Origin of the sequence: Roseicyclus sp. (assembly GCF_018402035.1) — a bacterium.
Classification (GTDB): domain Bacteria; phylum Pseudomonadota; class Alphaproteobacteria; order Rhodobacterales; family Rhodobacteraceae; genus Roseicyclus.
Genome location: NZ_JAGYJN010000004.1, coordinates 237,546 through 263,555, shown reverse-complemented (window position 1 = coordinate 263,555; position 26,010 = coordinate 237,546). Strand labels below are relative to the sequence as shown.

Genomic DNA, 26,010 nt, shown 5'->3' with positions numbered 1-26,010 from the left:
GGTCAAAGCACGCTGTGGATTTGGGCCAGCCCAGCGCGCGCTTGCGCGGGCAGTGCGGTGAGCGGCACAAGATAAGTGTGGATCGAAAACACCACCGCGTCGGTGTTCTCCAGCCGCACAAAGCATTGTTTTTCCGACCGCAAATAGCGGCCCGTGCCGGGAGCATCGCGGCGCGGAGTGGCCTCGCGCCTTGGTTGGTGCAGCGCGGGGTCGGCATAGATCAGCGCGTTTTGCCGCCATAAGGGGCGCTCGGGGCGTATCGCATCGAAAAGCCGCTGCACCCGCGCGGCCATCTGTGCGTCATAGGCCGCCACCGGGGCATGGATCGCGCTGAGCGGACGGCCGATTTTCTCGTCCAAACGCCAGCTTGCGGGAAAGCACAACACCGCAGCCGTCAGCACATGCTCACCATTTGGGCCGGGCTGATGGATGCACAGATCCTCTTGCACCAGTCGCGCGGCGGTGATCAGGGGCGGCGCCCCATCAAGGGCCACCGCCACACCATCGGGGCGGATCACCTGATCGCCCTGCCGCTGATATCCCGGCCCTAGATGGTCAAGGATCAGGGCCAAAAGTTCCTCCGCCGCTGCGTCGGCCCCCGGTGTCATCGCATAGACCGCATCCGGGCGTTCCGCCAAAAGCTGATCGCGCAGCGCCATTTGACCGTCAAAGGCTTCATCGACCACCAGCCAATCCGCCATGCTCAGCGGCAAGACCCCCGGCAGCCGCGCAAGGGCGGGCACCAACCATGGGATGGTTGGCAAATGCTGTTGCAAGATCGCGCTCATCCGCACCCCGCCCCTTGGGCCAATGCCTTGGTCATAGCGGCAAAAGCGGGCTGGCCTTGATCTCTTCCATCGAGAGCAGCGCGGTCACGTTATAAATCCGCACCTCCGAGATCAGGGCTTGGTAAAAGACGTCATAGGCGCGCGCATTGGCCACGCGGACCTTGAGGATATAATCAATCTCACCTGCCAAGCGATGCGCCTCCATCACCTCGGGGCGGGCTTTGAGCGCGGCGAGGAAACGGTGCTGCCAATCGGCCTCGTGTTCGGAGGTGCGGATCAGCACGAAAAAACACGCCTCGAACCCCAGCTTTTCGGCATCGAGCAAGACCGTGTGCTGGCCAATCACGCCCGCCTCTTTCAGCTTGCGAATCCGGTTCCAGACCGGCGTCTTGGACGAGCCCACGATGCGCGCGATATCATCGAGTGAGCGCGAAGCATCCGCTTGCAGGGCTGCGAGAATTTTCCGGTCAAGCGCGTCGATCTGGACAGTCATCTTTGGTGGCCCTTTGCGGCGGAACGGTATCTGATCTGCGCGGCACTGGTAAAAACATATGTCCCTTTCAGCAAGGTGTATCTGCCAAATACTGGGAAATTTTTCTAAATATAGCGAAACCAATCTTGGTCGGAGCGCGCGATGGACCACTTCCCGATCTTTCTGGCCCTGCAAGGCCGCCGTGTCGTCATCGCAGGCGGTGGCGAGACGGCCTTGGCCAAATTGCGCATCTTGCGCAAGACCACGGCGCGCCTGAGCGTGATCACCGAGGCACCCGACCCCGCGCTGCAGGCTTTGGCCGCTGATGGGAAAATCATGCTGATCAGCCGGGCCTTTGGCCCCGGTGACGCGCTTTGCGCGGCGCTGGTCTATGCCGCCAGTGACGACCCGGTCGAGGATCGCCGCGTGGCCAAACTTGCGCGCGCCGACGGCGCCTTGGTCAATCTGGTCGATAATCTGGAAGACAGCCAATTCATCACGCCTGCCATCGTCGATCGCGACCCGGTGACTATCGCCATCGGCACCGAGGGCGCGGCCCCAGTGCTAGCGCGCGCGATCAAGGCCGATCTGGAGGCGCGGCTGCCCCCCTCCTTGGGCGTGGCCGCTCGCGTCGGCAAGGGGTTTCGCAAACTGGCCGAGGCTTTGCCGATGGGGCGCAAGCGGCGCGATTTCTGGGCAGATTTCTATTTCGACACCGCGCCGCAGGTCATTGAAAAAGAAGGGGAAAGCGGCCTTGAACCCGCGCTTTCAGCGCTTTTGTCACGCCATCTTGCGGCAGCCCCCGCACCCGGACGGGTCGATCTGGTGGGCGCTGGCCCCGGCGATCCGGAGCTGTTGACGCTGAAAGCGCGTCGCCTGCTCGACCGGGCCGATGTGGTGATCCATGACCGGCTGGTGCCGCAAGCGATCCTTGAGCTTGCCCGGCGCGAGGCGCTGATCATCGATGCAGGCAAAGAGGGCTTTGGCCCCTCCATGTCACAGGGCGATATCTGCGCGCTGATGGTGGAGCATGCGGCCCATGGCGCGCATGTGGTGCGGCTGAAAGGTGGCGATCCAGCGGTGTTCGGACGGCTCGACGAAGAGATCGCGGCATTGGTGCAAGCGGGCATCGATTGGTCGGTCGTGCCGGGCATCACGGCGGCGAGTGCGGCGGCGGCAAGCATCGGCCAAAGCCTGACCAAGCGCGACCGCAATAGCGCGCTGCGGTTGATCACCGGGCATGACATGCAAGGTTTCGCCGAGCAAGATTGGCGCGGGCTTGCCCGCCCCGGCGCGGTGGCCGCGATCTACATGGGCAAACGCGGCGCGCGGTTCATCCAAGGCCGCCTGATGATGCACGGGGCCGATCCGCAAACCCCGGTGACGGCTGTCGAAAACGCATCCCGCCCAGATGCGCGCATCATCGCCACGACCCTTGCCCGCCTGCCCAATGCACTGGCCGAGGCGGGCTGCAACGGCCCTGTGATCTTGCTTTACGGGCTTGCGCCCCGCGCAGCCGAGGCCGCCCTGCCCCAATTGTCCGAGGAGTTCGCCTAATGTCCGCAACCGTTACGCCGAAAGTCCTGACCGCCAATGCGCTGTTAGAGGGCGATGTTGTCTATCTTGCCCCCGATGGCGGATGGACGCGGCAGCATGACCGCGCGCTCTTGATCACCGATGCGGCGACAGCCGAGCTGCATCTGCTGGATGCGGCCGCGCGCGGCCACGAGGTGGTGGGCGCCTATCTGGCCGATGCCAAGGCTGGCCCCAAAGGCCCCGAGCCGATCCATTTCCGCGAGGTGTTTCGCACCCGCGGCCCCTCCAACTACGCCCATGGCAAGCAGGAGCGCGCCTGATGTATCGCTATTCCGAATTCGACGCGGATTTCCTGCGCAACCGTGTCGCGCAGTTTCGTACCCAAGTCGCGCGCCGCATCGACGGATCACTGACCGAGGAGGAATTCAAACCGCTGCGGCTGATGAACGGGCTCTATTTGCAACTGCATGCCTATATGCTGCGGGTGGCGATCCCTTACGGCACGCTCAATGGCGCGCAAATGCGGCAGCTTGCGATGATCGCGGACCGCTGGGACCGGGGCTATGGCCATTTCACCACGCGCCAGAATATCCAGTTCAACTGGCCCGCATTGCGCGATGTGCCCGATATGCTCGCGGCCTTGGCCGATGTCGGCATGCATGCGATCCAGACCAGCGGCAACTGCATCCGCAACGTGACCGCCGATCATTTCGCCGGTGCCGCCAAGGACGAGGTGGCCGATCCGCGCCCAGTGGCGGAATTGATCCGCCAATGGTCGACCGACCACCCCGAGTTCCAGTTCCTTCCACGCAAGTTCAAGGTCGCGGTCACGGGCCATGCCGATGACCGCGCGGTGACGGCGGCCCATGATATCGGCCTGCGCCTTGTGCGGCGGGATGGCGCATTGGGCGCGGCTGTGCTGGTCGGGGGCGGCTTGGGCCGCACGCCGATGATCGGCAAGATCTTGGCAGAATTCGTGCCGATGGCCGATCTCTTGCCCTATCTGGAGGCGGTCGTGGCGGTTTATAATCTGATCGGGCGGCGCGACAATAAATACAAGGCGCGCATCAAGATCACGGTCCATGAAACAGGTATCGACGCCATCCGCGCGCAGGTGAATGCCGAATTCGCCGCGCGCAAGCCCTTGTTTTCCGGCGTGGATCAGGCGCTTTTGGCCGAGATCACGGCGCATTTCGCGCCACCGGCGTTCAGCGATCAAGGCGTGGGAGGCTTTGCCGCCGATTACGCAGCCGATCCAGTCTTTCGCGCCTTTGTCGACACGAATACCGCGCCCCATCGCCACCCCGATTACACCATCGCGACCATCAGCCTTAAGGCGCATGGCGCAACACCGGGCGATTGCTCTTCGGCGCAGATGCGCCTTATCGCCGATTTGGCGGCGCATTATGCGCATGATGAAATCCGCATCAGCCATGAGCAAAACGTGGTCTTGCCGCATTTGCCCAAGCGCCACCTGAAGGCCGTGCATCAGGCGCTTTTGGGCGCGGGGCTGGCCACGGCCAATATCGGGCTGCTTTCCGATATCATCGCCTGCCCCGGTATGGATTACTGCGCGCTTGCGACCGCGCGCTCGATCCCCGTGGCGCAAGAGATTGCGACGCATTTCGACGCCTTGAAACTCGAACACGATATCGGGCCGCTCAAGATCAAGATTTCGGGCTGCATCAATGCCTGCGGGCATCATCATGTCGGCCATATCGGCATCTTGGGCCTCGACCGGGCGGGGGTGGAAAGCTACCAGATCACGCTGGGCGGCGATGGTGGCCCTGATGCGGTCATCGGTGAGCGTGCTGGCCCCGGTTTTGCCTATGACCAGATCGTGCCCGCGATAGAGCGGATTTTGCGCGCCTATCTGGGCTTACGCATGGGACGCGCGGAAAGCTTTCTTGCCGCCTATCGCCGGGTCGGCATGGAACCCTTCAAGGCCGCGCTCTATGGCGCTGGGGGGGCAGAGGCCGATGCCGCCTGAGATCAGCCATTTCGGCAGTGTGGCGACGCGTGTGGCGGCGCTCAACAGCCGCTACCGCCATCACTCGGCCATCGCCGTGTTGGAACATGCGCTGGCCGATACCGACACGGGATCGGTCGCGATGGTCTCAAGCTTTGGGGCAGAGTCGGTCGTCTTGTTGCATATGGTGGCCGTGATCGACCGCGACACACCGGTGCTGTTTTTGGACACCGAGATGCTGTTTGACGAAACGCTCAGCTATCAACGCGCGGTGGCGGCCCATCTGGGGCTTGGCGATGTGCGGGTCATCCGCGCCAGCCGCACCAAGCTTGCCGCCCATGACCCCGAGGGGGGGCTGCATCGTGAGAACCCCGACGCCTGCTGCAACTTGCGCAAGACCGAACCGCTGGCCCATGCGCTCGCCCCTTTCGATGCATGGATCACCGGGCGCAAACGCTTTCAATCAGGCAGCCGCGCGGCGCTGGCCTTCTTCGAGGCCGAGGGCGAGGCGCGCATCAAGATCAACCCGCTGGCCCATTGGGCGCGCGAGGATTTGGCCGAGTATATGACCAACAACCGCCTGCCCCGCCACCCGCTTGTGGCGCGCGGTTATGCCTCCATCGGCTGTGCGCCTTGCACCACGCCTGTGGCAGCGGGTGAAGACCCGCGTGCCGGGCGCTGGCGCGGTGCCGCCAAGGAGGAATGCGGTATCCATGTCGTCGACGGACGGATCGTGCGCGCGCCGATCAGGCAGGCCTCGTGACTAGGCAACAAAGACTGCGTTTGCGTATTTTCGGCAAAGTTGAAGGGCGCGCGCGTTAACCTTGATGGAGTGTGAATAGATGCAGACCACAGCCGCCGCGATCATCATGCGCGATACGGGCTTTTCGACCGATGATTGGGACAGGGCGATCTTGCCACCCGATGCGGATTTGCACGGGGATCATCTGGCCCTCGATCTTGGGCCACAGGCCGATCTCGACGCCTTGGTCGTGCATCTGGACCGGATCACGCTGATCCGCATCCGTTTTGGCAGCTTTGCCGATGGGCGCGGCTTTACCATCGCCCGGCGGCTGCGCGCGATGGGCTATCGCGGGCGCCTGCGCGCGGCGGGCCATGTGCTGGCCGATCAATATGCCATGGCGCGGCGCGCGGGCTTTGACGAGGTGGAAATCACCCCCGCGATGGCCGCGCGCCAACCCGAAGATCAGTGGTTGGCACGCGCCGATTGGCGCGCAGGCGACTATCAGGCGCGGCTGAAAGGCTGACAAAAGCTTTCCCTGATCCAGATCAAGGCTTATGGAGGGGGTAGCGGCCAGACCGCGCCCTTGAGATGACATGACCGAGCACACTCCCGTGAAAGATACCGAGAACACCGCAGCGCGCGCCACACCCACCCTGCCCGACACGCAGATCGTGACCGAGGTGGAGCATTACACCGACCGGCTGTTCCGGTTCCGCTGCACGCGGCCGGCAAGCCTGAGGTTTCGGTCGGGCGAGTTCGTGATGATCGGCTTGATGGGCGATCCGGACCCTGAGACGGGCAAGCAAAAGCCGCTGATGCGGGCGTATTCCATCGCCTCGCCCGCTTGGGATGACGCGCTGGAGTTCTATTCGATCAAGGTGCCAAATGGGCCGTTGACCTCGAAACTCCAGCATATCCGCCCCGGTGATGCGATCATTTTGCGCCCCAAGCCTGTTGGCACATTGGTGCATGACGCGCTCTTGCCGGGTAAGCGGCTTTGGCTTTTTGCCACCGGCACGGGCATTGCGCCTTTTGCAAGCCTTCTGCGCGAGCCGCAGACTTATGAAGATTACGACGAGGTGATCCTGACCCATACCTGCCGCGAGCTGGGCGAGTTGACCTATGGCGCGCGGCTGATCGAGGCGATCCGGGCCGACGAGATGTTGGCCGAATTGATCGGCGAGGGGTTTGCCGACAAGCTGCGCTATTACCCCACCACCACGCGGGAAGAGAGCGCCAAGATGGGGCGGATCACCGATCTGATGCGCTCGGGCGAGGTTTTTGCCGATCTTGGTGTGGGCCCGCTTGCCCCGGACACCGACCGCGCGATGGTGTGCGGTAATCTGGCCTTCAACCTTGAGATCAAGGCGATGCTCGAGGGCTATGGCCTGCGCGAAGGGGCCAATTCCAACCCGGCCGAATATGTGGTCGAGAAGGCCTTTCTCGACTAGAGCGTGTCGCGTTTGATCAGTCCGCTTTATTCAGCGCAACAGGCGAGGCAGCGTTTGCAAGGGCGACAAGACATCGCAAAATTAAGCCCCCCTTTGGCCAAGCCAAGGGGGGCTTTTATCTCGGTGCCGGGATTTACTGGCCGAGGCCCAGCAGGTTGCGCGCCTGCTCAAGGGCAGTTGGCAACAACGCGGGGTTGTCGCGCGCCGCGCCAAGTGCCGTTGTCACGGCAGTGCGCGCCAAGGCCGGGATATCGGCTGCGGCCAATGCGGCGATTGCGGCATCGAAATCGAAGCCGTCGACAGTGAACAAGGCCGCGAGCGCATCTTGGGCCTGCACAGCTTGATCCGCCAAGCCCGCAGCAGCGTCTTGGGCGGCATTGGTTACCGCGGCAGCAGCTTCGGCAGCAGCGGCCTCGGCAGCAGCAGCAGCTTTGGCAGCCTCGGCGGCAGCCTGTTCGGCGGCAGCGGCAGCAGCGGCCTCAGCAGCAGCGGCCTCAGCAGCAGCCTGTTCGGCGGCGGCACGTTCGACATTGGCATTTTGCGTCTGCACAACAAAGTAACCGCCGATGCCCAGCGACGCGAGGACAACGATAATGATAATGACGCGTTTCATGGTCTCTTCCATTTTGGATGATTAAACGTGCTGTCACCTATGCATGGCCGTGACGTTCTGGCAATGCCGCAATGCAGCAGCCATGGCTTTCCGGCATATAAGCGCCAATTCGCCTTGAAAGAAACCGGCAGCACAGTTAGGTTGTCAGCCTAAATCTCGGTAGCTTCAGGAGGCCCCCATAGCCCGCAGACCCCATAACGCGCCGCCATCCCGTGAATCCGGCCCGCGCGTGAATGAACGTATCCGTTGCCCTGAGATCCGCCTGATCGGCGCAGAGGGGGAAAATCTCGGTGTTCTGTCGCCGATCCGGGCTCTTGAGCTTGCCGAACAGGCCGGTCTGGATCTGGTCGAAATTTCGCCCACGGCAGAGCCGCCCGTGTGCAAGATCATGGATTTCGGTAAGTATAAATACGAGACCCAGAAACGCGAGGCCGAGGCACGCAAGAAGCAAAAAGTCATCGAGATCAAGGAGGTCAAGTTCCGTCCGAACACCGACACCCATGATTACGAGGTCAAGATGCGCAGCGTGACCAAGTTTCTTGAAAACGGCGACAAGGTAAAAGTCACCTTACGTTTTCGTGGTCGCGAAATGGCGCACCAAAACCTTGGGCGTGAATTGCTCGAGCGCGTGGCCGCCGATGTCGAAGGGCTGGGCAAGGTCGAAAGCATACCGCGTCTGGAAGGACGCCAGATGGTGATGATGATCGGCTCGGCCAAATAGCGCCACGCCTTGATCCAGCAGCCATGATCGGCGCGCCCCACCGGCGCGCCTTTTGCTTTTTTGCGCCTGCCCTCACTCGCTGTTGCAGCAAGGACGCGCATGGCCGAGATTGCGCTTCACTTGGCTTGAACCGCCACGAATGCTGCGTCATCCTCCGGCCATGGTACATGTGAGTTTTGTTCTTTTCCCCGGTTTCCCAATGTTGGCCTATGCGCTTGGCTGCGCCGTGCTCGACACCGCCAATAGGCTCAGCCCAGAGCCGCTTTTCACCTATGATATGCGTATTCCCGGCCATCAGCCGGTACGCGCTTGCAATTCCGCACTGGTAGAGCCGGGCTGCCCCAATTGGGATGCAGCAGAGACGGTCGATCTAGTGCTGGTGTTGTGCGGCGATACGGTACCTGCGCGCATCCCCAACGGATTTCAGGCCTTTCTTTCACGGATCGAGGCGGCAGGCGGGCGTTTGGGCGGCGTTGCAACCGGCACGCTGATCTTGGCGCAGATCGGTTGGCTGAACGGGCGTCAAGCCGTGCTCAGCCGCAGCCCAGATGCAGCCGATGACCGCCAATTCCCCGCGATTGAGGTGCTTGACCGGCCCTATGCGCTTGATGATCGTCGCCTTACCGTGGCAGGCGGGACCGCAATCGGCGAGGCGCTCTGCGCTTGGGTCGCAAAAGCCGCATCGCCCGCCTTGGCACAAGAGGTCGCGCGTAGGCTGGCCAGCGGCAAGCTTGCAACGCCGCAAAGCCCAACGTGCCGCGCCCGACGACACCCCCGAGGCCGCGGCCCCCGTCGATCCGATCATCGCCGAGATGGAGGCGCGCATGCGCGCCCATCTCGAAACGCCACTTGCGCTGACCGACTTGGCCGAAAGCCTTGGCATGAGCCGCAAGGCGCTGCGCGGGCGCTGTGAACGGGCTTTGGGGGTCAGACCTTCGGATCATTACCTGACCTTGCGCCTACGCCATGGGGCGGATTTGCTGCGCCATACCGCGATGCCTGTCTCGGATATCGCACGCGCCAGCGGGTTCGAAACATTGGCGGGCTTTTCGCGCGCCATCAGCAACAAGCTGGGCGTTTCGCCCTCGGCTGTGCGCAAAATGGCGCGTGCCGCGCGGATGGTGACCGCTTACGCCTGAAGGTTTGGCCCATGCAAAAAGGCGCCGGATCGCCCCGGCGCCTTTTGGTTTTCTCGCGGACCGGCGCTCTATTCAGGCGGCGGCCGCCACAGCGCGCTTGGTCATCACCTTGACCAAATGCGCGCGGTAATCGGCCGAGCCGTGTAGATCGGCGATCATGTCATTGCCGGGCACGGCCAAGGCATCAAGCGCCGTGGCCGCGAAATCGGCTGAAAGCGCTGCCTCCGCCTCGGCCCAGCGGAACACCCCATCCGAGGCCGCGCCGGTGACCGCGACGCGCACGCCACCCGCATATTTCGCCACATAGACCCCCACCAAGGCAAAGCGCGAGGCGGGCTGGACGAATTTCTGGTAATTGGCCTTTTGCGGCACGGGAAAGCGCACCTCGGTGATGATCTCGCCCTCGTCCAGCGCGGTGGTGAACATGCCAAGGAAATAATCATCCGCCGCGATGTCGCGGGCATTGGTCTTGATCACCGCCCCCGAGCCCAAGGCCGCCGCCGGGTAACAGGCGGACGGGTCGTTATTGGCCAAGGAGCCACCGATTGTGCCGCGATTGCGCACAGCCGGATCGCCGATATGGCTCGCAAGTGCGGCCAAGGCAGGGTAATGCGCCGCCGCTTCACGCGCGACTGTGGCATGGGTGGTCGCCCCCCCGATGCAGACCTCGCCCGCGTCGTTGACGCAGACCCCGATCATCTCGGGGATGGCGTTGAGGCTGACCAGCGTGGTCGGTGCCGCAAGGCGCTGCTTCATCGTCGGCAACAGCGTCTGCCCGCCGCCCAGCGCTTGGGCGTCCCCTGACGACAATGCCTTGACGGCATCGGCAATCGTCTTGGCCTTGGCGAATTCGAAATTATACATCCATTCCTCCCGAAGGGTCTTTCCCTTCTTCGTTTCATAAATATCCCGGGGGGTGCGGGGGGCTGGCCCCCCGCCCCTGTCCGATCACGCTTGCATGGCGGCCCAGACGCGCGCGGGCGTCAGCGGCATATCGATATGATCCACATGGTCCATGCCCGCACGGTGCAGCGCATCGATGACCGCATTGACCACCGCCGGTGGCGAGCCGATGGCCCCCGCCTCGCCGCAGCCCTTCACTCCAAGCGGGTTATGGCTGCAGGGTGTGACGCAGGAATGATCGACCTGATAGAACGGCAGATCATCGGCCCGTGGCATGGCGTAATCCATGTAAGACGCGGTCAAAAGCTGACCATTCTCATCATAGGCCGTATGTTCGACCAAGGCTTGACCGATTCCTTGGGCAACACCGCCATGCACCTGCCCCTCGACGACCATCGGGTTCATCACATTGCCGAAATCATCGGCGCAGGTGAAGGAACAGATGGTGACTTTGCCGGTGTCGGGGTCGATCTCGACCTCGCAGAGATAGGCGCCGGCGGGATAGGTGAAGTTGTTGGGATCGTAAAACGCCGTCTCCTCCAGCCCCGGCTCGAGGGTCTCGAGCGGGTAGTTATGCGGCACGTAAGCCGAGAAAGCGATCTCGCCAAAGGATTTCGCCTTGTCGGTGCCTGTCACCGAGAAGCTGCCGTTTTCAAAGGTGATGTCACCCTCGGCCGCTTCCAGCATATGGGCCGCGATCTTCTTGCCCTTGGCAATGATCTTGTCCAGCGCGCGGTCCATCGCCGAGCCACAGACCGCCAGCGAACGCGACCCGTAAGAGCCCATCCCGAAGGGGATCTTGGAGGTATCGCCATGCACGATCTCGACCGCCGCTTCGGCGATGCCCAGCTTGTCGGCCACGACTTGGGCAAAGACCGTCTCATGGCCCTGACCATGGCTATGGGCGCCGGTCATCACCTGGATCGTGCCGGTCGCACTGACGCGCACTGTGGCGGCGTCATATAGACCCACGCGGCTGCCCAGCTGTCCCACCAGATGCGAGGGCGCGATGCCGCAGGCCTCGATCCAAGTGGACAGACCCACACCGCGCAGCTTGCCTTCCTGCCCGGCTTTTGGCCGCGCGCGCCTCGAACCCCGCCAGATCGGCCATATCCAAAGCCTTGTCGAGCGTGGCTTGGTAATTGCCGACATCATAGACCAGCCCAACGGGGGTGGTGTAGGGGAACTGGTCCGGCGTCAAAAGGTTCTTTCGCCGCACAGCGACCGGATCAAGCTTCAGCTCGCGTGCCATCTTGTCGATGGCCCGCTCAAGGCTATAGGTCGCCTCGGGCCGGCCTGCCCCGCGATAGGCATCGACAGGTGCGGTATTAGTAAAGACCGCCTTCAGGTTCACATAGACATGCGGCACCTTGTAGGGCCCGGCCATCAGCGTGCCATGCAGGAATGTGGGCGTCGCGGTCGAGAAATTCGACAGATACGCCCCGACATTGGCCAGCGTATTGGTGCGGATCGCAAGGATCTCACCATCCAGCGTCGCGCCCACCTCGATCGTGGTGACATGGTCGCGCCCATGGGCATCGGTGAGAAAGCTTTCCGACCGCTCCGCCGTCCAGCGCACTGGGCGGCCAAGCTTCTTGGCGGCGGCCAAAACCAGCGCCTCTTCGCCGTAGTGATAGATCTTCGAGCCGAAACCACCGCCCACGTCGGGGGCGACGACCGTCAGCTTGTGCTCGGGGATACCAAGCACAAAGGCACATACCAACAGCTTGGTCAGATGCGGGTTCTGGCTGGTGGTGGTCAGCTTATAGTCGCCCGTCCCGGGGTTGAATTCCCCGATGGAGGCGCGCGGCTCCATCGCATTGGGGACCAGACGGTTGTTGACCAACTCCAGCGTGGTGACATGGGGGCCGCCTTCATCGCGGCATCGACCGCGTCGCGGTTATCCTCGATCCAGCCCCAGTCAAAGCACAGATTGTCGGGGATCTCGTCATGCACGCGGTTGCTGGCATTGGCGACAGCCGCCGCCATATCGACGATGGCGGGCAATTCTTCGATCTCGGTGCCGGCGGCCACCGCTTCGGCGGCATCGCGCGCCTGCTCATAGGTTTCGGCCACGACAGCGGCATAAGCATCGCCCACATGGCGCACCTTGCCATGGGCCAGCACGGGGCGCTTGGGTTCGCGCATGGGCGAGCCGTCGCGCGAATGGATCAGCCAGCCTGCCGGGTTGCCACCCACATCGGCGAAATCCTCGCCGGTAAAAATCGCCAACACACCGGGCATGGCCTGCGCGGCGGATGTGTCAATCGACACGATGCGCCCATGGGCCACATTCGCGCGCACCATCACCGCGTGAAGCTGACCCTGCATGGCCAGATCGTCGGTATAGGCCCCGCGCCCTGTCAAAAAGCGTATATCCTCGCGCCGCTTCGATCTTGCGCCGATACCAGTATCTTTGGGCATTGTCGTCCTCCCTTGGATATGTCGCCCCGGCCCATCACCCGATGGTCATGCGGGGTCGGGGCCGCATCGGCCCCATCAAGCTTGTGAAAGCTCGGATCGCGCGGCCCGCCTCCCCGCGGGCAGCGCAGCAATCATTCCGCCGCGATGGCCGAGACATCCTGACCGCTGGCGGCCATGATCGCTTTCACGATGTTATGATATCCCGTGCAGCGGCAGATATTGCCTTCCAGATAGGCGCGGATCTCGGCCTCGGAGGGCTTGGGGTTTTCCTTCAACAGCGCAGCGGCGGTCATCACCATGCCCGGCGTGCAAAAGCCGCACTGCAGCCCGTGATGGTCTTGAAACGCCTGCTGGATCACCGAAAGCGAGCCATCGGCATTGGCCATGCCCTCGATCGTGCGCACTTCGGCCCCGTCAAGATCGGCGGCAAGTGCTGTGCAGCTTTTGATCGCGTTGCCATTCACATGCACAATGCACGCCCCGCATTGGCTGGTGTCGCAACCGATATGCGTGCCGGTCAGCCGAAGATCTTCGCGCAAAAACTCAGCAAGCAAGGTACGGCCTTCAACTTGGCCGGAAACGGACTTGCCGTTCACCGTCATCGTCACCTGGGTCATCAGTTCCTCCCTTGGTTATGGCGCCATCCAAGCACGGAACCGCGCATAAGCAAACGGGAAATTTGCGGCCCATTTCGCGCCACCCTTTGGGCTGCGATGATTGCCGGCGCAACGCCTGACCGATATCACTGCCGCGGCACGACGATACATGAGGGACGCATGACCGCCAATCATCCAGACCTGCATATCTTGGAGGGTTTCGCCAATCAGCAGGCGCGCATCATCGCCCTTTTTGGCGATGTTTTCACCGCCGCCGAAGGCCCGGAGGAGGGTCAAGCCATCGCAGCCCTTGTCGCCGCCATGACCGCCCTTGGCCCTGATGCTGGGCTGCGCCCCTTCACCGCGTGGCAAGGCGACAGACCCGTGGGTGCGGTCATCTTCTCACCCCTGCGCGATGCGCGAGCGGCCTATCGGATCATGCTGCTCTCACCGATGGCCGTTGCGACCGACCAGCAAGGCTTAGGGAATCGGCCAGGCGCTGATCCGTCATGCGCTTGACCGATTGGCCAAAGATGGTGCCCAGATCGCCGTGACCTATGGTGATCCGGCCTTTTATAGGCGCACGGGCTTTGCCCCTGTCACGACCGACACGCTCCCCGCCCCGCATCCGCTTTCCCAACCCATGGGCTGGATCGCCCAAAGCTTGACGGGTGCGAACATGCCGCCGATCCAAGGCCCGTTGTCTTGCGTGGCCCCGCTGGATAATCCCGCCTTTTGGTGATTGGCCTAGCCCTCTGGACGGCGCGCGCGCGGTTGTGGCCGGGTCGGGATTTCCTTGAGGAGCCCCCCCACCCCCATCGCGGCAATATCATCCCCCGTTAACGCAACACCGCAGGCCAGCCGCTCCAACACCCAATCAGCGCCGTTCAGCGCCGGGCTGCGCGCACATCCCGGAAGACCAATGACCGGGCGCGCGCCCAAGCGGCCCAGCACCAAAAGATTGCCCGGATCGACCGGCATGCCAAAGCGGATCACCTCGCCGCCTGCCGCCACCAACCCCATCGGCATCACATCGGCGATGTCCGAGGTGGCCGAGCCCGTCAGCACCAAGATCATCCCTGCATCGCTGGCCGCGATAGCTTGCGCGATGGCGGTGGCCGCATGGGGCACAACGCGTGTCTGCCCCTCGTCCCAGCCCCAACCGCGCGACCCGCGCCCAGACCGCGCGCACCCCTTTGTCATCATCGCGCACCCGCCGCGGCCCTGATCTGCGTGACGATCAGATCGACGCGGCCCACCTGCGGCGGCAAGCGCCGCAACGCCCCCGCCCCGGCCGCGCAAGCCTGCGCCAGCGCATCGCCCGGCACGGCATAGGCGATGATCTTCACCGTTCCCACCATCATGCCCGCCGCGACCCGCTGATAGGGGGCAAGCGTGGCCAAGGTGATCATCGGATCGATGGCATTGAGCCGCCCGATGGCCGCGTGATCCAGCGCCAAGATCCCCGGCCCCGTGGCGCGGATATTCACCCGCCCGGTAAAGGCTTGCTCGTAAAGCAAACCCTGCCCATCGGGATCAGGCACCAAGCGCCGCAGCCAAGCGGCGCGCCGCCGCATCCTCCAGCACATCGCCGGGCCCCGGCCGCGCCACGATCACCTCGGCCAGACCTGCCTGCGCCAGCTGCGCCAGATCATCGGCGTCCAAGACCCGCCCCTTGCTCAGCTTGCCACCGGGCAAGGCAATCGCATGGGCCAAGATCGCCCCCTGCGCTTGCGCCAAAGTGACACGGCCGAACTTCATCCCCGCCGCAGCCTTTGGGTGATCTGGGCCAGCACCGACACGGCGATCTCGCCCGGACCGCGCGCCCCGATATCCAGACCAACAGGGGCATGGATGCGCCCGATCTCAGCCTGCGAAAACCCCGCCTCCGTCAGCCGGGCCACCCGCTTGGCATGGGTCCGCGTCGACCCCAGACAGCCAAGGTAGTACACATCGCTGTTCAGCGCCGCCATGATCGCGGGATCGTCGAGCTTTGGATCATGGGTCAGCGTCACCACCGCAGAGCGCGCGTCCAGCCCAAGGGCAGCCAAGGCCTCGTCGGGCCAATCATCGACCAGCGCCACATCGCCAAAACGCGCCGCCGAGCCAAAGGCCGGGCGCGGATCGATCACCGTCACATCATGGCCCGCGATCCGCGCCATCGGCACCAAGGCCTGCGCGATATGCACCGCACCCACCACGAAAAGCCGCAATGGCGGGTTGTGAATATGGATAAAGCTACGCCCATCCTCACTCACCCCCGAGCGATCCATCACGAAGCGCTCAGGATAGGCTGCGGCATCGACAAGCCTATGCGCCGCCTCTGCCAGATCAATGACCAAGGCCACCGGCCTGCGCGCGGCCCGCGCGGCCACGAGCTCCGCCAAAAGATCCACGGGCATCGCGCCCCCCACCGGCGCGACCAAGACGCGGATCCGCCCACCACAGGCCAGGCCCACGGCAAAAGCCTCGTCATCGCTGACCCCGAATTCCAACAGCCGCGCCTGCCCTGTCTCCAGCGCCTCCATCGCTGCCAAGACGACCGCCCCCTCGACGCAGCCCCCCGAGACAGACCCCGCCATCTCGCCTGTGCCAGACACGACCATCTGCGCGCCCACCTGCCGCGGTGCCGACCCCCAAGTCTCGATCACTGTCGCGATCACCGCCCCTTGGCCCGCCTGCACGAAAGCCAGCGCGCGCTCGGGCATATTTTCAAGATCCATCATCCGCCGTATCCCCTTTCCGCCAGCCTACAACGCCAAGACGCGATCACAATCACCTTCTTCGTTTCAAAAATATCCCGGGGGAATCGCCAAAGGCGATGGGGGCAGCGCCCCCCGAACCAAAAGCCGCGCGCGGCACGCGCACCGTTGGATCACGCTAAGAGCATCCGCATCAGCCGTGCCTTCTCACCGGTATCGTCGGGCCGCGACAGGGCCTCGGCCAGCCCCGAAAGGGCCGCAATATTATGGCCTGCGCGAAAGCTGTCGACATGGGGCAGCATGGCGCGAATACCCGCGGCCTTCGGCGCGAAACCATCCCAACGCAACAAGGGATTGACCCAAATCACCCTTCGCGCCGACAGATGCAGACGCGCCATCGCCGCCGAAAGCGCCTCGGGCGCGTCGCGGTCCAGCCCGTCAGTGATGATCAACACCACCGCCCCTTGCCCCATCACGCGCCGCGACCAGTCACGATTAAAGACCTCAAGACAAGCCCCGATCCGCGTGCCGCCGTCCCAATCCTGCGCCTCCGCCCCAGCCGCCGCAAGCGCTGCATCCACATCGCGCGCGGCCAGATGACGGCTGATATTGGTCAGCCGCGTACCAAAGGTGAAACCATGCACTTTTGCCCAGCCCACGCCGTGCTGGTTGGCGGCTGCATGTAGAAAATGCAGTACCGCACGCGAATAAGACGACATCGAGCCCGAGATATCGCATAGCGCCACCAGCGCGGGCCAGCGGATGCGCTTGGATTTGCGCGCAAGCCGCGTGACCTCGCCCCCTTGGCCTGCGGCCAAGCGCATGGTTTTGCGCCAATCCACCGCGCGCCCAAGGGGGGCGGCTTGGGTCCGTCGGCTGATCAAGGGCGGCACACTGAACTGCATCCGCGCCAAGATGCGCTTGGCCTCGGCCATCTCGGCCACCGACATCTGTTCGAAATCCAGCGTCTTCAGCCGCTCCTCGGCACTCATCGTCAGCGATGCGTCAATCTCGATCTCGCTGCCCTCGGCCTCGGGCATTTGCGGCAAATCACGCGCCACCCCATGCAACAGCGCCTCGGCCGCGCGCTTTTCGCCCGCGCGCGCCACGCGCTCTTCGGCCACACCGCGTAGCTGCGGTGTCAAAAGCGACATCATATGTTCCAAGAAACGCGGGTCGCGCCAGTAAAGCCGAAAGACTTGATCAAACACCGCCCGATGCTCGGGGCGCGAGACGAAACACGCCCGCAGCGTGAAATAGAAATCCGCGCGCCGGTCAAAGCCTGTCGCGGCCACGGCGCGGATCGCATCAGCCACACGCCCCGGCCCCAAGGGCAAGCCCGCCACCCGCAAGGCACGGGCGAAATGGGTGATATTGGTGACAAGCTGTGGCCTGTCGGGCAGGGAAAGATCGGCGTGCTCCATCCGCGATCAGCCGACCGGCAATGGCGCATCGGCCGCGATCTTGTCGAGAATGCGCTTGGTCTCCGAGCCTTCCAAACGCTGGATATCATCTTGATATTTCAAGATTGCCCCCAGCGTATCGGCAATCACCTCGGGGCTCAGTGCGATCACATCCAAGGCCAAAAGGCATTTGGCCCAATCAATCGTCTCGGCCACGCCGGGGCGTTTGAACAGATCCGTGCCGCGCAATTCTTGCACAAAGGCCACGATCGCTTGGCTCAGTTGCACCGAGGCCCCCGGCACACGGGCGCGCAAAATGTCCAATTCGCGCGCCACATCGGGATAATCCACCCAATGGTACAAGCAGCGCCGCTTGAGCGCGTCATGCACCTCGCGCGTCCGGTTCGAGGTCAAGATCACGATCGGCGGCGTCGGTGCTTTTATCGTGCCAAGCTCGGGGATGGTGACTTGGAAATCGCTCAAGGCCTCGAGCAAAAATGCCTCAAACGGCTCATCCGTGCGGTCGATCTCATCAATCAGCAAGACCGGCGCCCCGGCGGGATCGGGCCGCATCGCGCGCAAAAGTGGCCGCTCGATCAGGTATTCGGGCGAGAATAATTCAGCCTTCAGCGCGGCGCGCTCCGCCCCGCCTTGCGCCTCGGCGGTCCGGATCGCGATCATTTGGGCGGCGAAATTCCACTCATAGACCGCACTGGCCGCATCTAACCCCTCATAGCATTGCAGCCGGATCAGGGGCCGCCCCAAGCTTGCGGCAATCGCCTTGGCGATCTCGGTCTTGCCGGTGCCCGCCTCGCCTTCCAGAAACAGCGGACGGCCAAGCTTGAGCGAGAGGAACACAACCGTGGCAAGCCCGCGCCCACAGATATAATCCTCGGCCGATAACGCCTCTTGCACGGCGTCGATGCTCGCAAAACCCATGATGCGCCCCCCTTGCACCCCGGTGAATGCACCCATCAACCCCGGCATCGCCCCAAGGGTCAAGGCCATAGACCCGCCATGGCCCGCGACCGAAGTGAAGATAAAGCTGCAAATCCCATTGAAATGCCCCATCCTCATCGCAGCTTTGCCATAGTCGACGCGCATTCTGACCGACAGACCAAGACAGTATTTCGCCATGTGCCAACAGTAAAACCATGATTGAACACGACCAAACCAACCCAGAATCTTTGACGCACCATCAAGCCGCCTGGCATCATCGTTTGGCAAATATCGGCCGCGATCACGGCTTTTTCACGCGGATCGGTGAAGATCACCTGACCCTCTTCGTGCAGGAAGGTGACACGCTCTTGGTCAGCTTTGACCGTGCCGCCCGGGTCTGTCATGATGAACCCGATGGCCTGCCGCTTGGGTTCGAGGCGGTGCAACGGCGCGAGTGGTCTTTTCTGTCGATCATGTCGCTGGACGATCACTGGTACCGCTCAGCCGATTTGATCGCCTTTTTCGATGGTCTGCAAAGCAAGGGCTTTTTCGACAGCTTCGCGCAAGTCATCTTTTTGGGTTTTGGTCCCGCCGCGGGCCATGCCGCTTGCGCTTACAGTGCCGCCGCACCGGGTGCGCTGGTCTTGGCCAGCACCCCCGCCGCGACACTCAGCCCCGAGCGCGCGGGCTTTGATCGGCGCTTCTTGGCCGCGCGCAAACGCGACTTCTCGCGCTATGGCGACGCACCGCAGATGATCGCAACGGCAAGCCGCGTGGTGATTGCCTATGACCCGACCGATGCCGTCTCGACAGCCCATGTCGCGCAATTTCGTGGCCCACAGGTCACGCTGGCCCCGCTGCGCTTTACCGGCGCCGCGCCGGATCGGTTGATCCGCCAAGCTGGGCTTTTGGTGCCGCTCCTGCGCGCGCTTGGCCATCATCGCTTGACCAGCGCAAAAGTCGCGTCGCTGATCCGTCCGGTCCGCCGGTCCGATCCAAGCTATCTTTGGGATCTGCTCCAGCGTGCCTTGCGCCAAGGTCAATTCAACCGCGCCCGTCGCATCGCTGATTATGCCGCCGATATCACCGGCGAGACGCGCTTTGCCAAACAGGCCGCAAGCCTTGCGCCGGACGGTGGCTCATAACCCACCTGCCTCCTTCAAAAAAGCCACGACCGCATCGACACCGCGATCATGGCGCAAGGCGGCCATGACAAAGGGGCGCGCACCGCGCGCGGCACGCACATCGGCCTCAAGCTGCTGCGCATCGACACCCACATGCGGGGCCAGATCGATCTTGTTGACGATCAATAGATCCGAGCGCGTCACGCCGGGGCCTTTCTTGCGCGGGATATCCTGACCTGCCGCCGTATCAATGACATAGAGCGTCAGATCGGCCAATTCGGGCGAGAATGTCGCCGCCAGATTGTCACCGCCCGATTCGATGAAGATCACATCGAGATCGGGAATGCGCGCGCGAAAATCCGCCACCGCCGCAAGGTTGATCGAAGCATCCTCGCGGATCGCCGTATGTGGGCAGCCGCCCGTCTCCACCCCCATGATCCGCGTCGCAGGCAAGACCTGTGCGCGCAAAAGGTAATCGGCATCCTCGGAAGTGTAGATATCATTGGTAATCACCGCGACCGAATAGTCCTGCGCCATTGCCCGACACAGCTTTTCGGTCAGCGTCGTCTTGCCCGCGCCCACCGGGCCGCCGATCCCCACCCGCAAGGGCCCATGTACACTCGCCATCGCTCGACCTCCTTCATGTTTCATTAAGGTTAACGCGCGCGCCCATCTTTGCTTCACAAATACTCCGGGGGAGTCGCGGCACGCGACGGGGGCAGAGCCCCCTAAACAAAGTGCGCCGCCTTTGGCAGCGGTGGCAGAGCCCGCTCAGGTCCGAAATATCCGCACCTCCAGCGTCTCATGGGTCATCGCCGCCAGATCCGCACCAAAAACCGCCGTGCCGATCCCGTCCAGCCCTGCGGCACAGGCATCACTGGCCACATCGGCAATCGTGCCATGCAACTGAGCCAGTACACGCTGCCCCTGCGCTTGGCCCAGGGGCACAAAGCGCACCGCCGCCGAGACAAGGCTTGCCGCGAAAGATTGCAGAAAAAGCGCGCAAACCGTCGCATCATCAAGTGCCAAACCACGCGCGGCATTTCCCAAGACGACCGGATAGGGCCGCGCCACGCCGTCACCGATGCCCAGCGCAGCCAGTGTCTCGGCCAGTGCGCGGCCTTGCGCGGTGGTCTCGGTGACCCGTTCGCGCGACCCGGCCAAGGCCAGCGCCAGATCGCTCAGCACCGCAAGATCCGCCGCACTTTGGCGCGCGGCCAGCATCAAGATCGCATCATTGCGTCCCGCCCCCGCGGCCAGCACAGCGCCGACCCATTGCGCCAGCCCTGCGGCGTCGCGCACCCGACCCTCGGCGATCTCGGCCTCCAACCCATGCGAATAAGCATAGGATGAGACCGGGAAAGCCGGCGAGAGCCATTGGCTCAGCTGCAACAGATCAGCGGTGCCCATGATTACCCATGCGCGTGATCATGGGCATGGCCGTGATGATCCCCATCATCATGCCCATGGTCGTGCCCATGGCTTGGCCCGTGGTCATGCCCCAGCGTGCGCCCATGGCCATAGGCCCCACCCTCGGGCGTGAATGCGCCGCGCAGGGGCGCGACCGCGGCCCCCAATTGGCGCAGCATCGCGGCCAGCACATGATCGTCGCGGATCAACAAGTGATCATCGGCGATCTGGCACGGCGTGTGGCGATTGCCGATATGCCAAGCCAGACGCACCAGATCGCCCGTCACCCGCAACAGCGGCTCATCAGCGGCGACGATCTCGATCAGCGTGCCTTGCGTCGTTTCAAGCGCATCACCTGCACCCAGCGATGTCGTCTCGGGCAAATCGACCAAGACCGCCGCGCCCGAGGCCATGACCAAGCGCTTGCGGCGCAAGAATCGCCCCTCGTAATCCAGCACGAGCCTGTCGGCCGCCTGCCCCGTCCACTGCCCTGCCGCATGGCGGCGCTCGGCGATCATTGTCTCTTGCATCGATATCTTCCCTTGGTGCCGCACTGCCGAGGCCTAGCGGATCAATACATGAAATAGCGCTGCGCCATCGGCAGTTCGGTGGCAGGTGCGCAGGTCAGCAATTCGCCATCGGCGCGCACCTCGTAGGTTTCGGGATGCACCTCGACATGCGGGGTGGCGTTGTTGTGGATCATGTCGCGCTTGCGCACGCTGCGGATGCCCTCGACGGCCAGCGTCTCTTTGGCCAGCCCCAGCCGATTCTTGATGCCAGAAGCTTGCGCCGCCCCGCTGACAAAGGTGACCGATCCATGTTCGACCGACCGCCCGAATGCCCCCCACATAGGCCGCGAATAGACTGGCTGTGGCGTGGGGATCGAGGCGTTGGGGTCACCCATCTGCGCCACGGCGATGGTGCCGCCGATCAAGACCATCTCGGGCTTCACCCCGAAAAAGGCGCGGTTCCACAGCACCAGATCGGCGCGCTTGCCCAGCGCGATTGACCCGATATGGCGCGAAATTCCATGCACGATGGCCGGGTTGATCGTGTATTTCGCGATGTAGCGCTTGACGCGGATATTGTCGTTATCGCCCGTCTCCTCGGCCAGCCGCCCGCGCTGTTGCTTCATCTTGTGGGCGGTCTGCCATGTGCGGATTATTACCTCGCCCACACGGCCCATGGCTTGGCTGTCGGAGGCCATGACCGAAAACGCCCCCATATCGTGCAAGATATCTTCGGCGGCGATGGTCTCCTTGCGGATGCGGGACTCAGCAAAGGCCACATCCTCGGGGATCGAGCGATCAAGGTGGTGGCAGACCATCAGCATGTCGAGATGCTCTTCCAGCGTGTTGACCGTGTAGGGCATCGTCGGGTTGGTCGATGAGGGCAGGATGTTCTGAAATCCCACCACCTTCATGATGTCGGGCGCATGCCCGCCACCTGCGCCTTCGGTGTGGAAGGCATGGATGCAGCGATCACCAATGGCTGCCAGCGTATTCTCGACAAAACCGCTCTCGTTCAGCGTGTCGGTGTGGATCATCACTTGGATGTCCATATCTTCGGCGACCGACAGGCAGCAATCGATGGCGGCGGGGGTGGTCCCCCAATCCTCGTGCAGCTTGAGCGCACAGGCCCCCGCCTCGATCTGTTCGATCAGTGCCGCAGGGCGGGACGCATTGCCTTTGCCCGCAAAGGCGAGATTCATCGGGAAAGCATCGGCCGCCTGCATCATCCGGCCCAGATGCCACGGCCCCGGCGTGCAGGTGGTGGCAAGCGTGCCATGCGCGGGGCCGGTGCCGCCGCCCAGCATCGTGGTCAGCCCGGAATGCAGCGCATCCTCGATCTGTTGGGGGCAGATGAAATGGATATGGCTGTCAAAGCCACCGGCGGTCAGGATGCGCCCCTCGCCCGCGATCACCTCGGTCCCCGGTCCGATGATGATATCGACGCCTGCTTGCGTGTCGGGGTTGCCCGCCTTGCCGATGCCCGCGATCCGCCCGTCTTTCAGGCCCACATCGGCCTTGTAGATGCCCGCGTGGTCGATGATCAGCGCATTGGTGATGACGGTATCCACCGCCCCCTCGGCCCGCGTGTGCTGGCTTTGGCCCATGCCGTCGCGGATCACCTTGCCGCCGCCGAATTTCACCTCTTCGCCGTAAATGGCGGCGTTTGGCCCGCTGCCGCCGCTCATCGCCTGACCGACATTCAGGGCGGTCAGATCGCGCTCGACCTCGACGATCAGATCGGTATCGGCAAGCCGCACCCGGTCGCCCGTGGTGGGGCCATACATATCGGCATAGGTCGTGCGGGGGATACGGCTGGGCATGGGATCACTCCTTCGCCTTGAAAAATTGAACCATCAGACCTTCCCCATCACGGCCTTGTTGAACCCCCAGACGGCGCGGTCGCCGCCATAGGGGACAAGCGTCACCGCGCGCGTCTGGCCCGGCTCGAAGCGCACGGCGGTGCCCGCCGCGATATCAAGGCGGTGCCCGCGTGCTGCCGCCCTGTCGAAATCAAGCGCGGCATTGGTTTCGGCGAAATGGTAATGGCTGCCCACCTGCACGGGCCTGTCGCCGGTATTGGCCACCATCAGCGTGATGGCGGTGCGCCCTGCGTTCAACTCGATCTCGCCTGCGGCGGTGATGATTTCACCAGGTATCATGTCAGCCCCCTGTCAACGGATCGGATGATGGACGGTCACAAGCTTTGTACCATCCGGAAAGGTCGCCTCGACCTGCACATCGTGGATCATCTCGGGGATGCCTTCCATGCATTGCGCGGCGGTGATGACATGCGCGCCCGCCTCCATCAGATCGGCGACCGCGCGGCCATCGCGCGCGCCCTCCATCACGAAATCGGTGATCAGCGCGATGGCCTCAGGATGGTTGAGCTTGACGCCGCGCGCCAGCCGCCCGCGCGCGACCATCGCCGCAAGGCTGATCATCAGCTTGTCCTTTTCCCTCGGGCTCAGGTTCATCGCGTCCTCACTTGCCTAGATTTGCCAAACACGGGGCAGCGCGCCCCCCGTCACCGTTGCCACCGCGCGCGCCACCGCTTGGCGCAGCGGCCATGCCGCAGGCGCCATGAAGCGCGCCACCACCCGCCCATCCCAAGCCGAGGCCGCCGCGCGCACCACGCCATCGCTGGGCAACACCGCGCGCAACGCGGCCAAGCGATCTTCGGCATCGGGGGCAAACAGCGCCAATGTCGCCACCGCCACCGCATCGCCCAACCCCGCCACGCCGGGGCGGATCAGATCGGCATCATCCAGCGCGATGGCCTCAAGCATCACCTGCCGCCCACCACGGATCACCTTGCGCCGGTCGCGCAGATGGATGCGGGCCAGCCGCTCACCCATCGCGGCGCGGCCCAAGACCAAGGTCTCCAACACCGCCAACTCCGCATCATCGGCCATCTCGACCCGCAGATTGCGCGCAATCGCGGCGCCATCGAACACAATCATCTCTTGCGGCAACCAATGCAGCTTTGCCCCCGCTTCCAAGGTCAGGGTGACATCGACCTGTGCCATGCCATCGCGGGCAAGATAGGCGCGCTCGGCCGTTTGGGTCGTGCCCACCGCAACAGCCCCCGCCGCCAGATCAATGCTGTAGTCCAGCTGATCACCACCGGTCAGCCCGCCAGCGGTGTTCAGAAACACCACCTCGGCCGCGCGCCCATGCATGCGCGGCAAGATCGCCTTGGCCGAGCCGCTTTGCCATAGTCGTGCAAGCCGCCCCTCGGGGCCGATTACGGCGCCGGCGCGGCCCTTGACGCGTTGCATCGGGGTGGCGGTGTTGCTCTCATCCAACATGATGCCAAAGGCTAGGCAGCGCCCCGCGCCACTGGCAATCCACGCCCCGCCACAGGGCCAGCGTGCAGCACTTGATGCACAAAATTAAGGCAGCTTGCACAACATCCCATCACTGGGCAAAACGCCGTGCGAAATCCCCGGCATGATTTGCCTTTGCAGCCCGCAACCGAACCTTGTACCCAAGGGGCCATGATGACACGCCTGACCCTCCGCCGCCCCGATGACTGGCATGTGCACCTGCGCGATGGCGCGATGCTGGCCGGTGTTCTGCCCGAAACCGCCCGCCATTTTGGCCGCGCGATTATCATGCCCAACCTCGTGCCGCCCGTCGTCACAGGTGCCGATGCCCGCGCCTATCGCGACCGGATCATGGCGGCCCTGCCCAAAGGCATGGATTTCACGCCGCTGATGACGCTTTATCTGACCGAGGCGACCGATCCCGCCGATCTGGCGCGCGCCGCTGCCGAAGGGCTGATCACGGCGGTGAAGCTCTACCCCGCCGGTGCCACCACCAATTCGCAATCAGGCGTGCGCAATTTCGACAATGTCATGCCCGTGCTGGAGAAAATGGCCGAGATCGGCCTGCCCTTGTGCATCCATGGCGAGGTGACGGCGGCGCATGTCGATATTTTCGACCGCGAACAGGTGTTTTTGGAAACGGTCCTTGATCCGCTGCGCGCGCGCATCCCCGCGCTGAAGGTGACGCTGGAGCATATCACCACCAGCCAAGGCATCGACTACGTGGCAAACGCCTCGGGCGATATCGCGGGCACGATCACCACCCATCACCTGATGATCAACCGCAACCACATGCTGGTGGGCGGCATCCGGCCTCATTACTACTGCCTGCCCGTGGCCAAGCGGGCCAGCCACCAGCAAGCGCTGCGCAAAGCTGCCATTTCGGGCAATTCGCGCTTTTTCCTTGGCACCGATAGCGCGCCCCATACCGATGAGACCAAAGAGTCTGCCTGTGGCTGCGCGGGTGTTTTCTCGGCCACCAACACGCTGTCCTGCCTTGCCCATGTGTTCGAGGAGGAAGGCGCGCTTGACCGGCTTGAGGGCTTCACCTCACTTTTCGGCCCGGCCCGCTACGGCCTGCCGGTGGCCAGCCAAACCATCACGCTCGAAAAGCGCGACACGGCTGTCCCCTACCCCGCCAAGATCGACACAGGCGCGGGGCCAGTGACGCTGTTTGATCCAGGCCATCCGCTTTATTGGCATGTGCTCGACGCCTGATCGCCTGATCCTTCACCTT

At 63.6% G+C, this 26,010-nt stretch carries 28 protein-coding genes and 2 pseudogenes; 13 read left to right on the top strand and 17 right to left on the bottom strand.

Annotated elements, in window-relative coordinates; translation table 11 throughout:
• Positions 1-2: 2 nt before the first annotated feature.
• Complete coding sequence (locus KG698_RS09205; protein ID WP_213685264.1) at positions 3-788, bottom strand: DUF3445 domain-containing protein; 786 nt, start codon at positions 786-788, stop codon at positions 3-5.
• Between the two features lie 31 nt (positions 789-819).
• Positions 820-1,281: an Lrp/AsnC family transcriptional regulator gene (locus KG698_RS09200; RefSeq protein ID WP_213685263.1), complete on the bottom strand. Its 462-nt coding sequence runs from the start codon at positions 1,279-1,281 to the stop codon at positions 820-822.
• Positions 1,282-1,422: 141 nt separating this feature from the next.
• Here KG698_RS09200 and cysG point away from each other — a divergent pair, with 141 nt between their 5' ends.
• From cysG to KG698_RS09170, 6 genes are all read left to right on the top strand, one after another.
• Positions 1,423-2,817 (top strand): siroheme synthase CysG, encoded by a 1,395-nt coding sequence (cysG, locus tag KG698_RS09195; protein ID WP_213685262.1) that lies wholly within the window; start codon positions 1,423-1,425, stop codon positions 2,815-2,817.
• Positions 2,817-3,116: a DUF2849 domain-containing protein gene (locus tag KG698_RS09190; RefSeq protein WP_213685261.1), complete on the top strand. Its 300-nt coding sequence runs from the start codon at positions 2,817-2,819 to the stop codon at positions 3,114-3,116. The genes cysG and KG698_RS09190 overlap by 1 nt, the downstream gene beginning before the upstream one ends.
• Positions 3,116-4,786 (top strand): nitrite/sulfite reductase, encoded by a 1,671-nt coding sequence (locus tag KG698_RS09185; RefSeq protein WP_213685260.1) that lies wholly within the window; start codon positions 3,116-3,118, stop codon positions 4,784-4,786. Before KG698_RS09190 ends, KG698_RS09185 begins: the two co-directional genes overlap by 1 nt.
• On the top strand, positions 4,776-5,528 hold the full coding sequence (locus KG698_RS09180; RefSeq protein WP_213685259.1) for a phosphoadenylyl-sulfate reductase: 753 nt from the start codon (positions 4,776-4,778) through the stop codon (positions 5,526-5,528). Before KG698_RS09185 ends, KG698_RS09180 begins: the two co-directional genes overlap by 11 nt.
• 79 nt (positions 5,529-5,607) lie before the next feature.
• On the top strand, positions 5,608-6,033 hold the full coding sequence (locus tag KG698_RS09175) for a DUF934 domain-containing protein (RefSeq protein ID WP_213685258.1): 426 nt from the start codon (positions 5,608-5,610) through the stop codon (positions 6,031-6,033).
• Between the two features lie 70 nt (positions 6,034-6,103).
• Positions 6,104-6,961, top strand: a complete 858-nt coding sequence (locus KG698_RS09170) for a ferredoxin--NADP reductase (protein WP_213685257.1) — start codon at positions 6,104-6,106, stop codon at positions 6,959-6,961.
• Between the two features lie 133 nt (positions 6,962-7,094).
• Here KG698_RS09170 and KG698_RS09165 read toward each other — a convergent pair whose 3' ends face one another.
• Positions 7,095-7,574, bottom strand: a complete 480-nt coding sequence (locus KG698_RS09165) for a hypothetical protein (RefSeq protein WP_213685256.1) — start codon at positions 7,572-7,574, stop codon at positions 7,095-7,097.
• A 178-nt stretch (positions 7,575-7,752) separates the two neighbouring features.
• On the opposite strand from KG698_RS09165, the gene infC reads away from it, so the two are divergent.
• The 3 genes from infC to KG698_RS09150 all read left to right on the top strand — a co-directional run bounded on the left by infC (position 7,753) and on the right by KG698_RS09150 (position 9,434).
• Positions 7,753-8,295: a translation initiation factor IF-3 gene (infC, locus tag KG698_RS09160; RefSeq protein ID WP_213685335.1), complete on the top strand. Its 543-nt coding sequence runs from the start codon at positions 7,753-7,755 to the stop codon at positions 8,293-8,295.
• 160 nt (positions 8,296-8,455) lie between these two features.
• On the top strand, positions 8,456-9,208 hold the full coding sequence (locus KG698_RS09155) for a hypothetical protein (protein WP_213685255.1): 753 nt from the start codon (positions 8,456-8,458) through the stop codon (positions 9,206-9,208).
• Complete coding sequence (locus KG698_RS09150; protein WP_213685254.1) at positions 9,177-9,434, top strand: helix-turn-helix transcriptional regulator; 258 nt, start codon at positions 9,177-9,179, stop codon at positions 9,432-9,434. The genes KG698_RS09155 and KG698_RS09150 overlap by 32 nt, the downstream gene beginning before the upstream one ends.
• 72 nt (positions 9,435-9,506) lie before the next feature.
• Here KG698_RS09150 and KG698_RS09145 read toward each other — a convergent pair whose 3' ends face one another.
• The 3 genes and pseudogenes from KG698_RS09145 to KG698_RS09135 all read right to left on the bottom strand — a co-directional run bounded on the left by KG698_RS09145 (position 9,507) and on the right by KG698_RS09135 (position 13,378).
• On the bottom strand, positions 9,507-10,298 hold the full coding sequence (locus tag KG698_RS09145) for a xanthine dehydrogenase family protein subunit M (protein ID WP_213685253.1): 792 nt from the start codon (positions 10,296-10,298) through the stop codon (positions 9,507-9,509).
• Between the two features lie 84 nt (positions 10,299-10,382).
• Positions 10,383-12,761 (bottom strand): annotated as a pseudogene (locus tag KG698_RS09140) (xanthine dehydrogenase family protein molybdopterin-binding subunit).
• Between the two features lie 131 nt (positions 12,762-12,892).
• Positions 12,893-13,378, bottom strand: a complete 486-nt coding sequence (locus KG698_RS09135) for a (2Fe-2S)-binding protein (protein ID WP_213685252.1) — start codon at positions 13,376-13,378, stop codon at positions 12,893-12,895.
• A 159-nt stretch (positions 13,379-13,537) separates the two neighbouring features.
• Between KG698_RS09135 and KG698_RS09130 the strand changes: the two genes are divergently transcribed.
• Both KG698_RS09130 and KG698_RS09125 read left to right on the top strand, forming a co-directional pair.
• The gene (locus KG698_RS09130) at positions 13,538-13,876 is read left to right on the top strand and encodes a hypothetical protein (protein ID WP_213685251.1); all 339 of its coding nucleotides are present in this window, start codon (positions 13,538-13,540) and stop codon (positions 13,874-13,876) included.
• A 4-nt stretch (positions 13,877-13,880) separates the two neighbouring features.
• Positions 13,881-14,099, top strand: a complete 219-nt coding sequence (locus tag KG698_RS09125) for a hypothetical protein (RefSeq protein WP_213685250.1) — start codon at positions 13,881-13,883, stop codon at positions 14,097-14,099.
• Between the two features lie 5 nt (positions 14,100-14,104).
• On the opposite strand, the pseudogene KG698_RS09120 reads toward KG698_RS09125, so the two are convergent.
• From KG698_RS09120 to KG698_RS09105, 4 genes and pseudogenes are all read right to left on the bottom strand, one after another.
• Positions 14,105-15,118 (bottom strand): annotated as a pseudogene (locus KG698_RS09120) (molybdopterin-binding protein).
• The gene (locus tag KG698_RS09115) at positions 15,115-16,083 is read right to left on the bottom strand and encodes an XdhC family protein (RefSeq protein WP_213685249.1); all 969 of its coding nucleotides are present in this window, start codon (positions 16,081-16,083) and stop codon (positions 15,115-15,117) included. The pseudogene KG698_RS09120 and the gene KG698_RS09115 overlap by 4 nt, the downstream one beginning before the upstream one ends.
• 149 nt (positions 16,084-16,232) lie before the next feature.
• The gene (locus KG698_RS09110) at positions 16,233-17,483 is read right to left on the bottom strand and encodes a VWA domain-containing protein (protein ID WP_213685248.1); all 1,251 of its coding nucleotides are present in this window, start codon (positions 17,481-17,483) and stop codon (positions 16,233-16,235) included.
• A 6-nt stretch (positions 17,484-17,489) separates the two neighbouring features.
• Positions 17,490-18,401: a MoxR family ATPase gene (locus tag KG698_RS09105; protein ID WP_213685334.1), complete on the bottom strand. Its 912-nt coding sequence runs from the start codon at positions 18,399-18,401 to the stop codon at positions 17,490-17,492.
• 281 nt (positions 18,402-18,682) lie between these two features.
• On the opposite strand from KG698_RS09105, the gene KG698_RS09100 reads away from it, so the two are divergent.
• The gene (locus KG698_RS09100; RefSeq protein WP_213685247.1) at positions 18,683-19,546 is read left to right on the top strand and encodes a phosphoadenosine phosphosulfate reductase; all 864 of its coding nucleotides are present in this window, start codon (positions 18,683-18,685) and stop codon (positions 19,544-19,546) included.
• Here the strand turns inward: KG698_RS09100 and ureG are convergent.
• The 7 genes from ureG to KG698_RS09065 form a co-directional block, all read right to left on the bottom strand.
• On the bottom strand, positions 19,541-20,152 hold the full coding sequence (ureG, locus tag KG698_RS09095; protein ID WP_213685246.1) for an urease accessory protein UreG: 612 nt from the start codon (positions 20,150-20,152) through the stop codon (positions 19,541-19,543). The genes KG698_RS09100 and ureG overlap by 6 nt on opposite strands.
• Positions 20,153-20,296: 144 nt before the next feature.
• On the bottom strand, positions 20,297-20,935 hold the full coding sequence (locus KG698_RS09090; RefSeq protein ID WP_213685245.1) for an urease accessory protein UreF: 639 nt from the start codon (positions 20,933-20,935) through the stop codon (positions 20,297-20,299).
• A gap of 2 nt (positions 20,936-20,937) precedes the next feature.
• Complete coding sequence (gene ureE / locus KG698_RS09085; protein WP_213685244.1) at positions 20,938-21,465, bottom strand: urease accessory protein UreE; 528 nt, start codon at positions 21,463-21,465, stop codon at positions 20,938-20,940.
• 41 nt (positions 21,466-21,506) lie between these two features.
• Positions 21,507-23,267, bottom strand: a complete 1,761-nt coding sequence (gene ureC / locus KG698_RS09080) for an urease subunit alpha (RefSeq protein WP_213685243.1) — start codon at positions 23,265-23,267, stop codon at positions 21,507-21,509.
• A 33-nt stretch (positions 23,268-23,300) separates the two neighbouring features.
• Entirely contained in the window at positions 23,301-23,606 is a 306-nt protein-coding gene (locus KG698_RS09075) for an urease subunit beta (RefSeq protein ID WP_213685242.1), read from the bottom strand.
• Between the two features lie 12 nt (positions 23,607-23,618).
• Positions 23,619-23,921: an urease subunit gamma gene (locus tag KG698_RS09070; RefSeq protein ID WP_213685241.1), complete on the bottom strand. Its 303-nt coding sequence runs from the start codon at positions 23,919-23,921 to the stop codon at positions 23,619-23,621.
• A 15-nt stretch (positions 23,922-23,936) separates the two neighbouring features.
• Positions 23,937-24,755: an urease accessory protein UreD gene (locus KG698_RS09065; RefSeq protein WP_213685240.1), complete on the bottom strand. Its 819-nt coding sequence runs from the start codon at positions 24,753-24,755 to the stop codon at positions 23,937-23,939.
• 189 nt (positions 24,756-24,944) lie between these two features.
• Here KG698_RS09065 and pyrC point away from each other — a divergent pair, with 189 nt between their 5' ends.
• Positions 24,945-25,991, top strand: a complete 1,047-nt coding sequence (pyrC, locus tag KG698_RS09060; protein ID WP_213685239.1) for a dihydroorotase — start codon at positions 24,945-24,947, stop codon at positions 25,989-25,991.
• Positions 25,992-26,010: the final 19 nt, after the last annotated feature.

What these genes read in the sequence shown, in the direction of transcription:
- KG698_RS09205 (WP_213685264.1), bottom strand. Translation starts at nt 788, where the DNA reads ATGAGCGCGATCTTGCAACAGCATTTGCCAACCATCCCATGGTTGGTG.
- KG698_RS09200 (WP_213685263.1), bottom strand. Translation starts at nt 1,281, where the DNA reads ATGACTGTCCAGATCGACGCGCTTGACCGGAAAATTCTCGCAGCCCTG.
- cysG (WP_213685262.1), top strand. Translation starts at nt 1,423, where the DNA reads ATGGACCACTTCCCGATCTTTCTGGCCCTGCAAGGCCGCCGTGTCGTC.
- KG698_RS09190 (WP_213685261.1), top strand. Translation starts at nt 2,817, where the DNA reads ATGTCCGCAACCGTTACGCCGAAAGTCCTGACCGCCAATGCGCTGTTA.
- KG698_RS09185 (WP_213685260.1), top strand. Translation starts at nt 3,116, where the DNA reads ATGTATCGCTATTCCGAATTCGACGCGGATTTCCTGCGCAACCGTGTC.
- KG698_RS09180 (WP_213685259.1), top strand. Translation starts at nt 4,776, where the DNA reads ATGCCGCCTGAGATCAGCCATTTCGGCAGTGTGGCGACGCGTGTGGCG.
- KG698_RS09175 (WP_213685258.1), top strand. Translation starts at nt 5,608, where the DNA reads ATGCAGACCACAGCCGCCGCGATCATCATGCGCGATACGGGCTTTTCG.
- KG698_RS09170 (WP_213685257.1), top strand. Translation starts at nt 6,104, where the DNA reads ATGACCGAGCACACTCCCGTGAAAGATACCGAGAACACCGCAGCGCGC.
- KG698_RS09165 (WP_213685256.1), bottom strand. Translation starts at nt 7,574, where the DNA reads ATGAAACGCGTCATTATCATTATCGTTGTCCTCGCGTCGCTGGGCATC.
- KG698_RS09155 (WP_213685255.1), top strand. Translation starts at nt 8,456, where the DNA reads ATGGTACATGTGAGTTTTGTTCTTTTCCCCGGTTTCCCAATGTTGGCC.
- KG698_RS09150 (WP_213685254.1), top strand. Translation starts at nt 9,177, where the DNA reads ATGAGCCGCAAGGCGCTGCGCGGGCGCTGTGAACGGGCTTTGGGGGTC.
- KG698_RS09145 (WP_213685253.1), bottom strand. Translation starts at nt 10,298, where the DNA reads ATGTATAATTTCGAATTCGCCAAGGCCAAGACGATTGCCGATGCCGTC.
- KG698_RS09135 (WP_213685252.1), bottom strand. Translation starts at nt 13,378, where the DNA reads ATGACCCAGGTGACGATGACGGTGAACGGCAAGTCCGTTTCCGGCCAA.
- KG698_RS09130 (WP_213685251.1), top strand. Translation starts at nt 13,538, where the DNA reads ATGACCGCCAATCATCCAGACCTGCATATCTTGGAGGGTTTCGCCAAT.
- KG698_RS09115 (WP_213685249.1), bottom strand. Translation starts at nt 16,083, where the DNA reads ATGATGGATCTTGAAAATATGCCCGAGCGCGCGCTGGCTTTCGTGCAG.
- KG698_RS09110 (WP_213685248.1), bottom strand. Translation starts at nt 17,483, where the DNA reads ATGGAGCACGCCGATCTTTCCCTGCCCGACAGGCCACAGCTTGTCACC.
- KG698_RS09105 (WP_213685334.1), bottom strand. Translation starts at nt 18,401, where the DNA reads ATGGGTTTTGCGAGCATCGACGCCGTGCAAGAGGCGTTATCGGCCGAG.
- ureG (WP_213685246.1), bottom strand. Translation starts at nt 20,152, where the DNA reads ATGGCGAGTGTACATGGGCCCTTGCGGGTGGGGATCGGCGGCCCGGTG.
- KG698_RS09090 (WP_213685245.1), bottom strand. Translation starts at nt 20,935, where the DNA reads ATGGGCACCGCTGATCTGTTGCAGCTGAGCCAATGGCTCTCGCCGGCT.
- ureE (WP_213685244.1), bottom strand. Translation starts at nt 21,465, where the DNA reads ATGCAAGAGACAATGATCGCCGAGCGCCGCCATGCGGCAGGGCAGTGG.
- ureC (WP_213685243.1), bottom strand. Translation starts at nt 23,267, where the DNA reads ATGCCCAGCCGTATCCCCCGCACGACCTATGCCGATATGTATGGCCCC.
- KG698_RS09075 (WP_213685242.1), bottom strand. Translation starts at nt 23,606, where the DNA reads ATGATACCTGGTGAAATCATCACCGCCGCAGGCGAGATCGAGTTGAAC.
- KG698_RS09070 (WP_213685241.1), bottom strand. Translation starts at nt 23,921, where the DNA reads ATGAACCTGAGCCCGAGGGAAAAGGACAAGCTGATGATCAGCCTTGCG.
- KG698_RS09065 (WP_213685240.1), bottom strand. Translation starts at nt 24,755, where the DNA reads ATGTTGGATGAGAGCAACACCGCCACCCCGATGCAACGCGTCAAGGGC.
- pyrC (WP_213685239.1), top strand. Translation starts at nt 24,945, where the DNA reads ATGATGACACGCCTGACCCTCCGCCGCCCCGATGACTGGCATGTGCAC.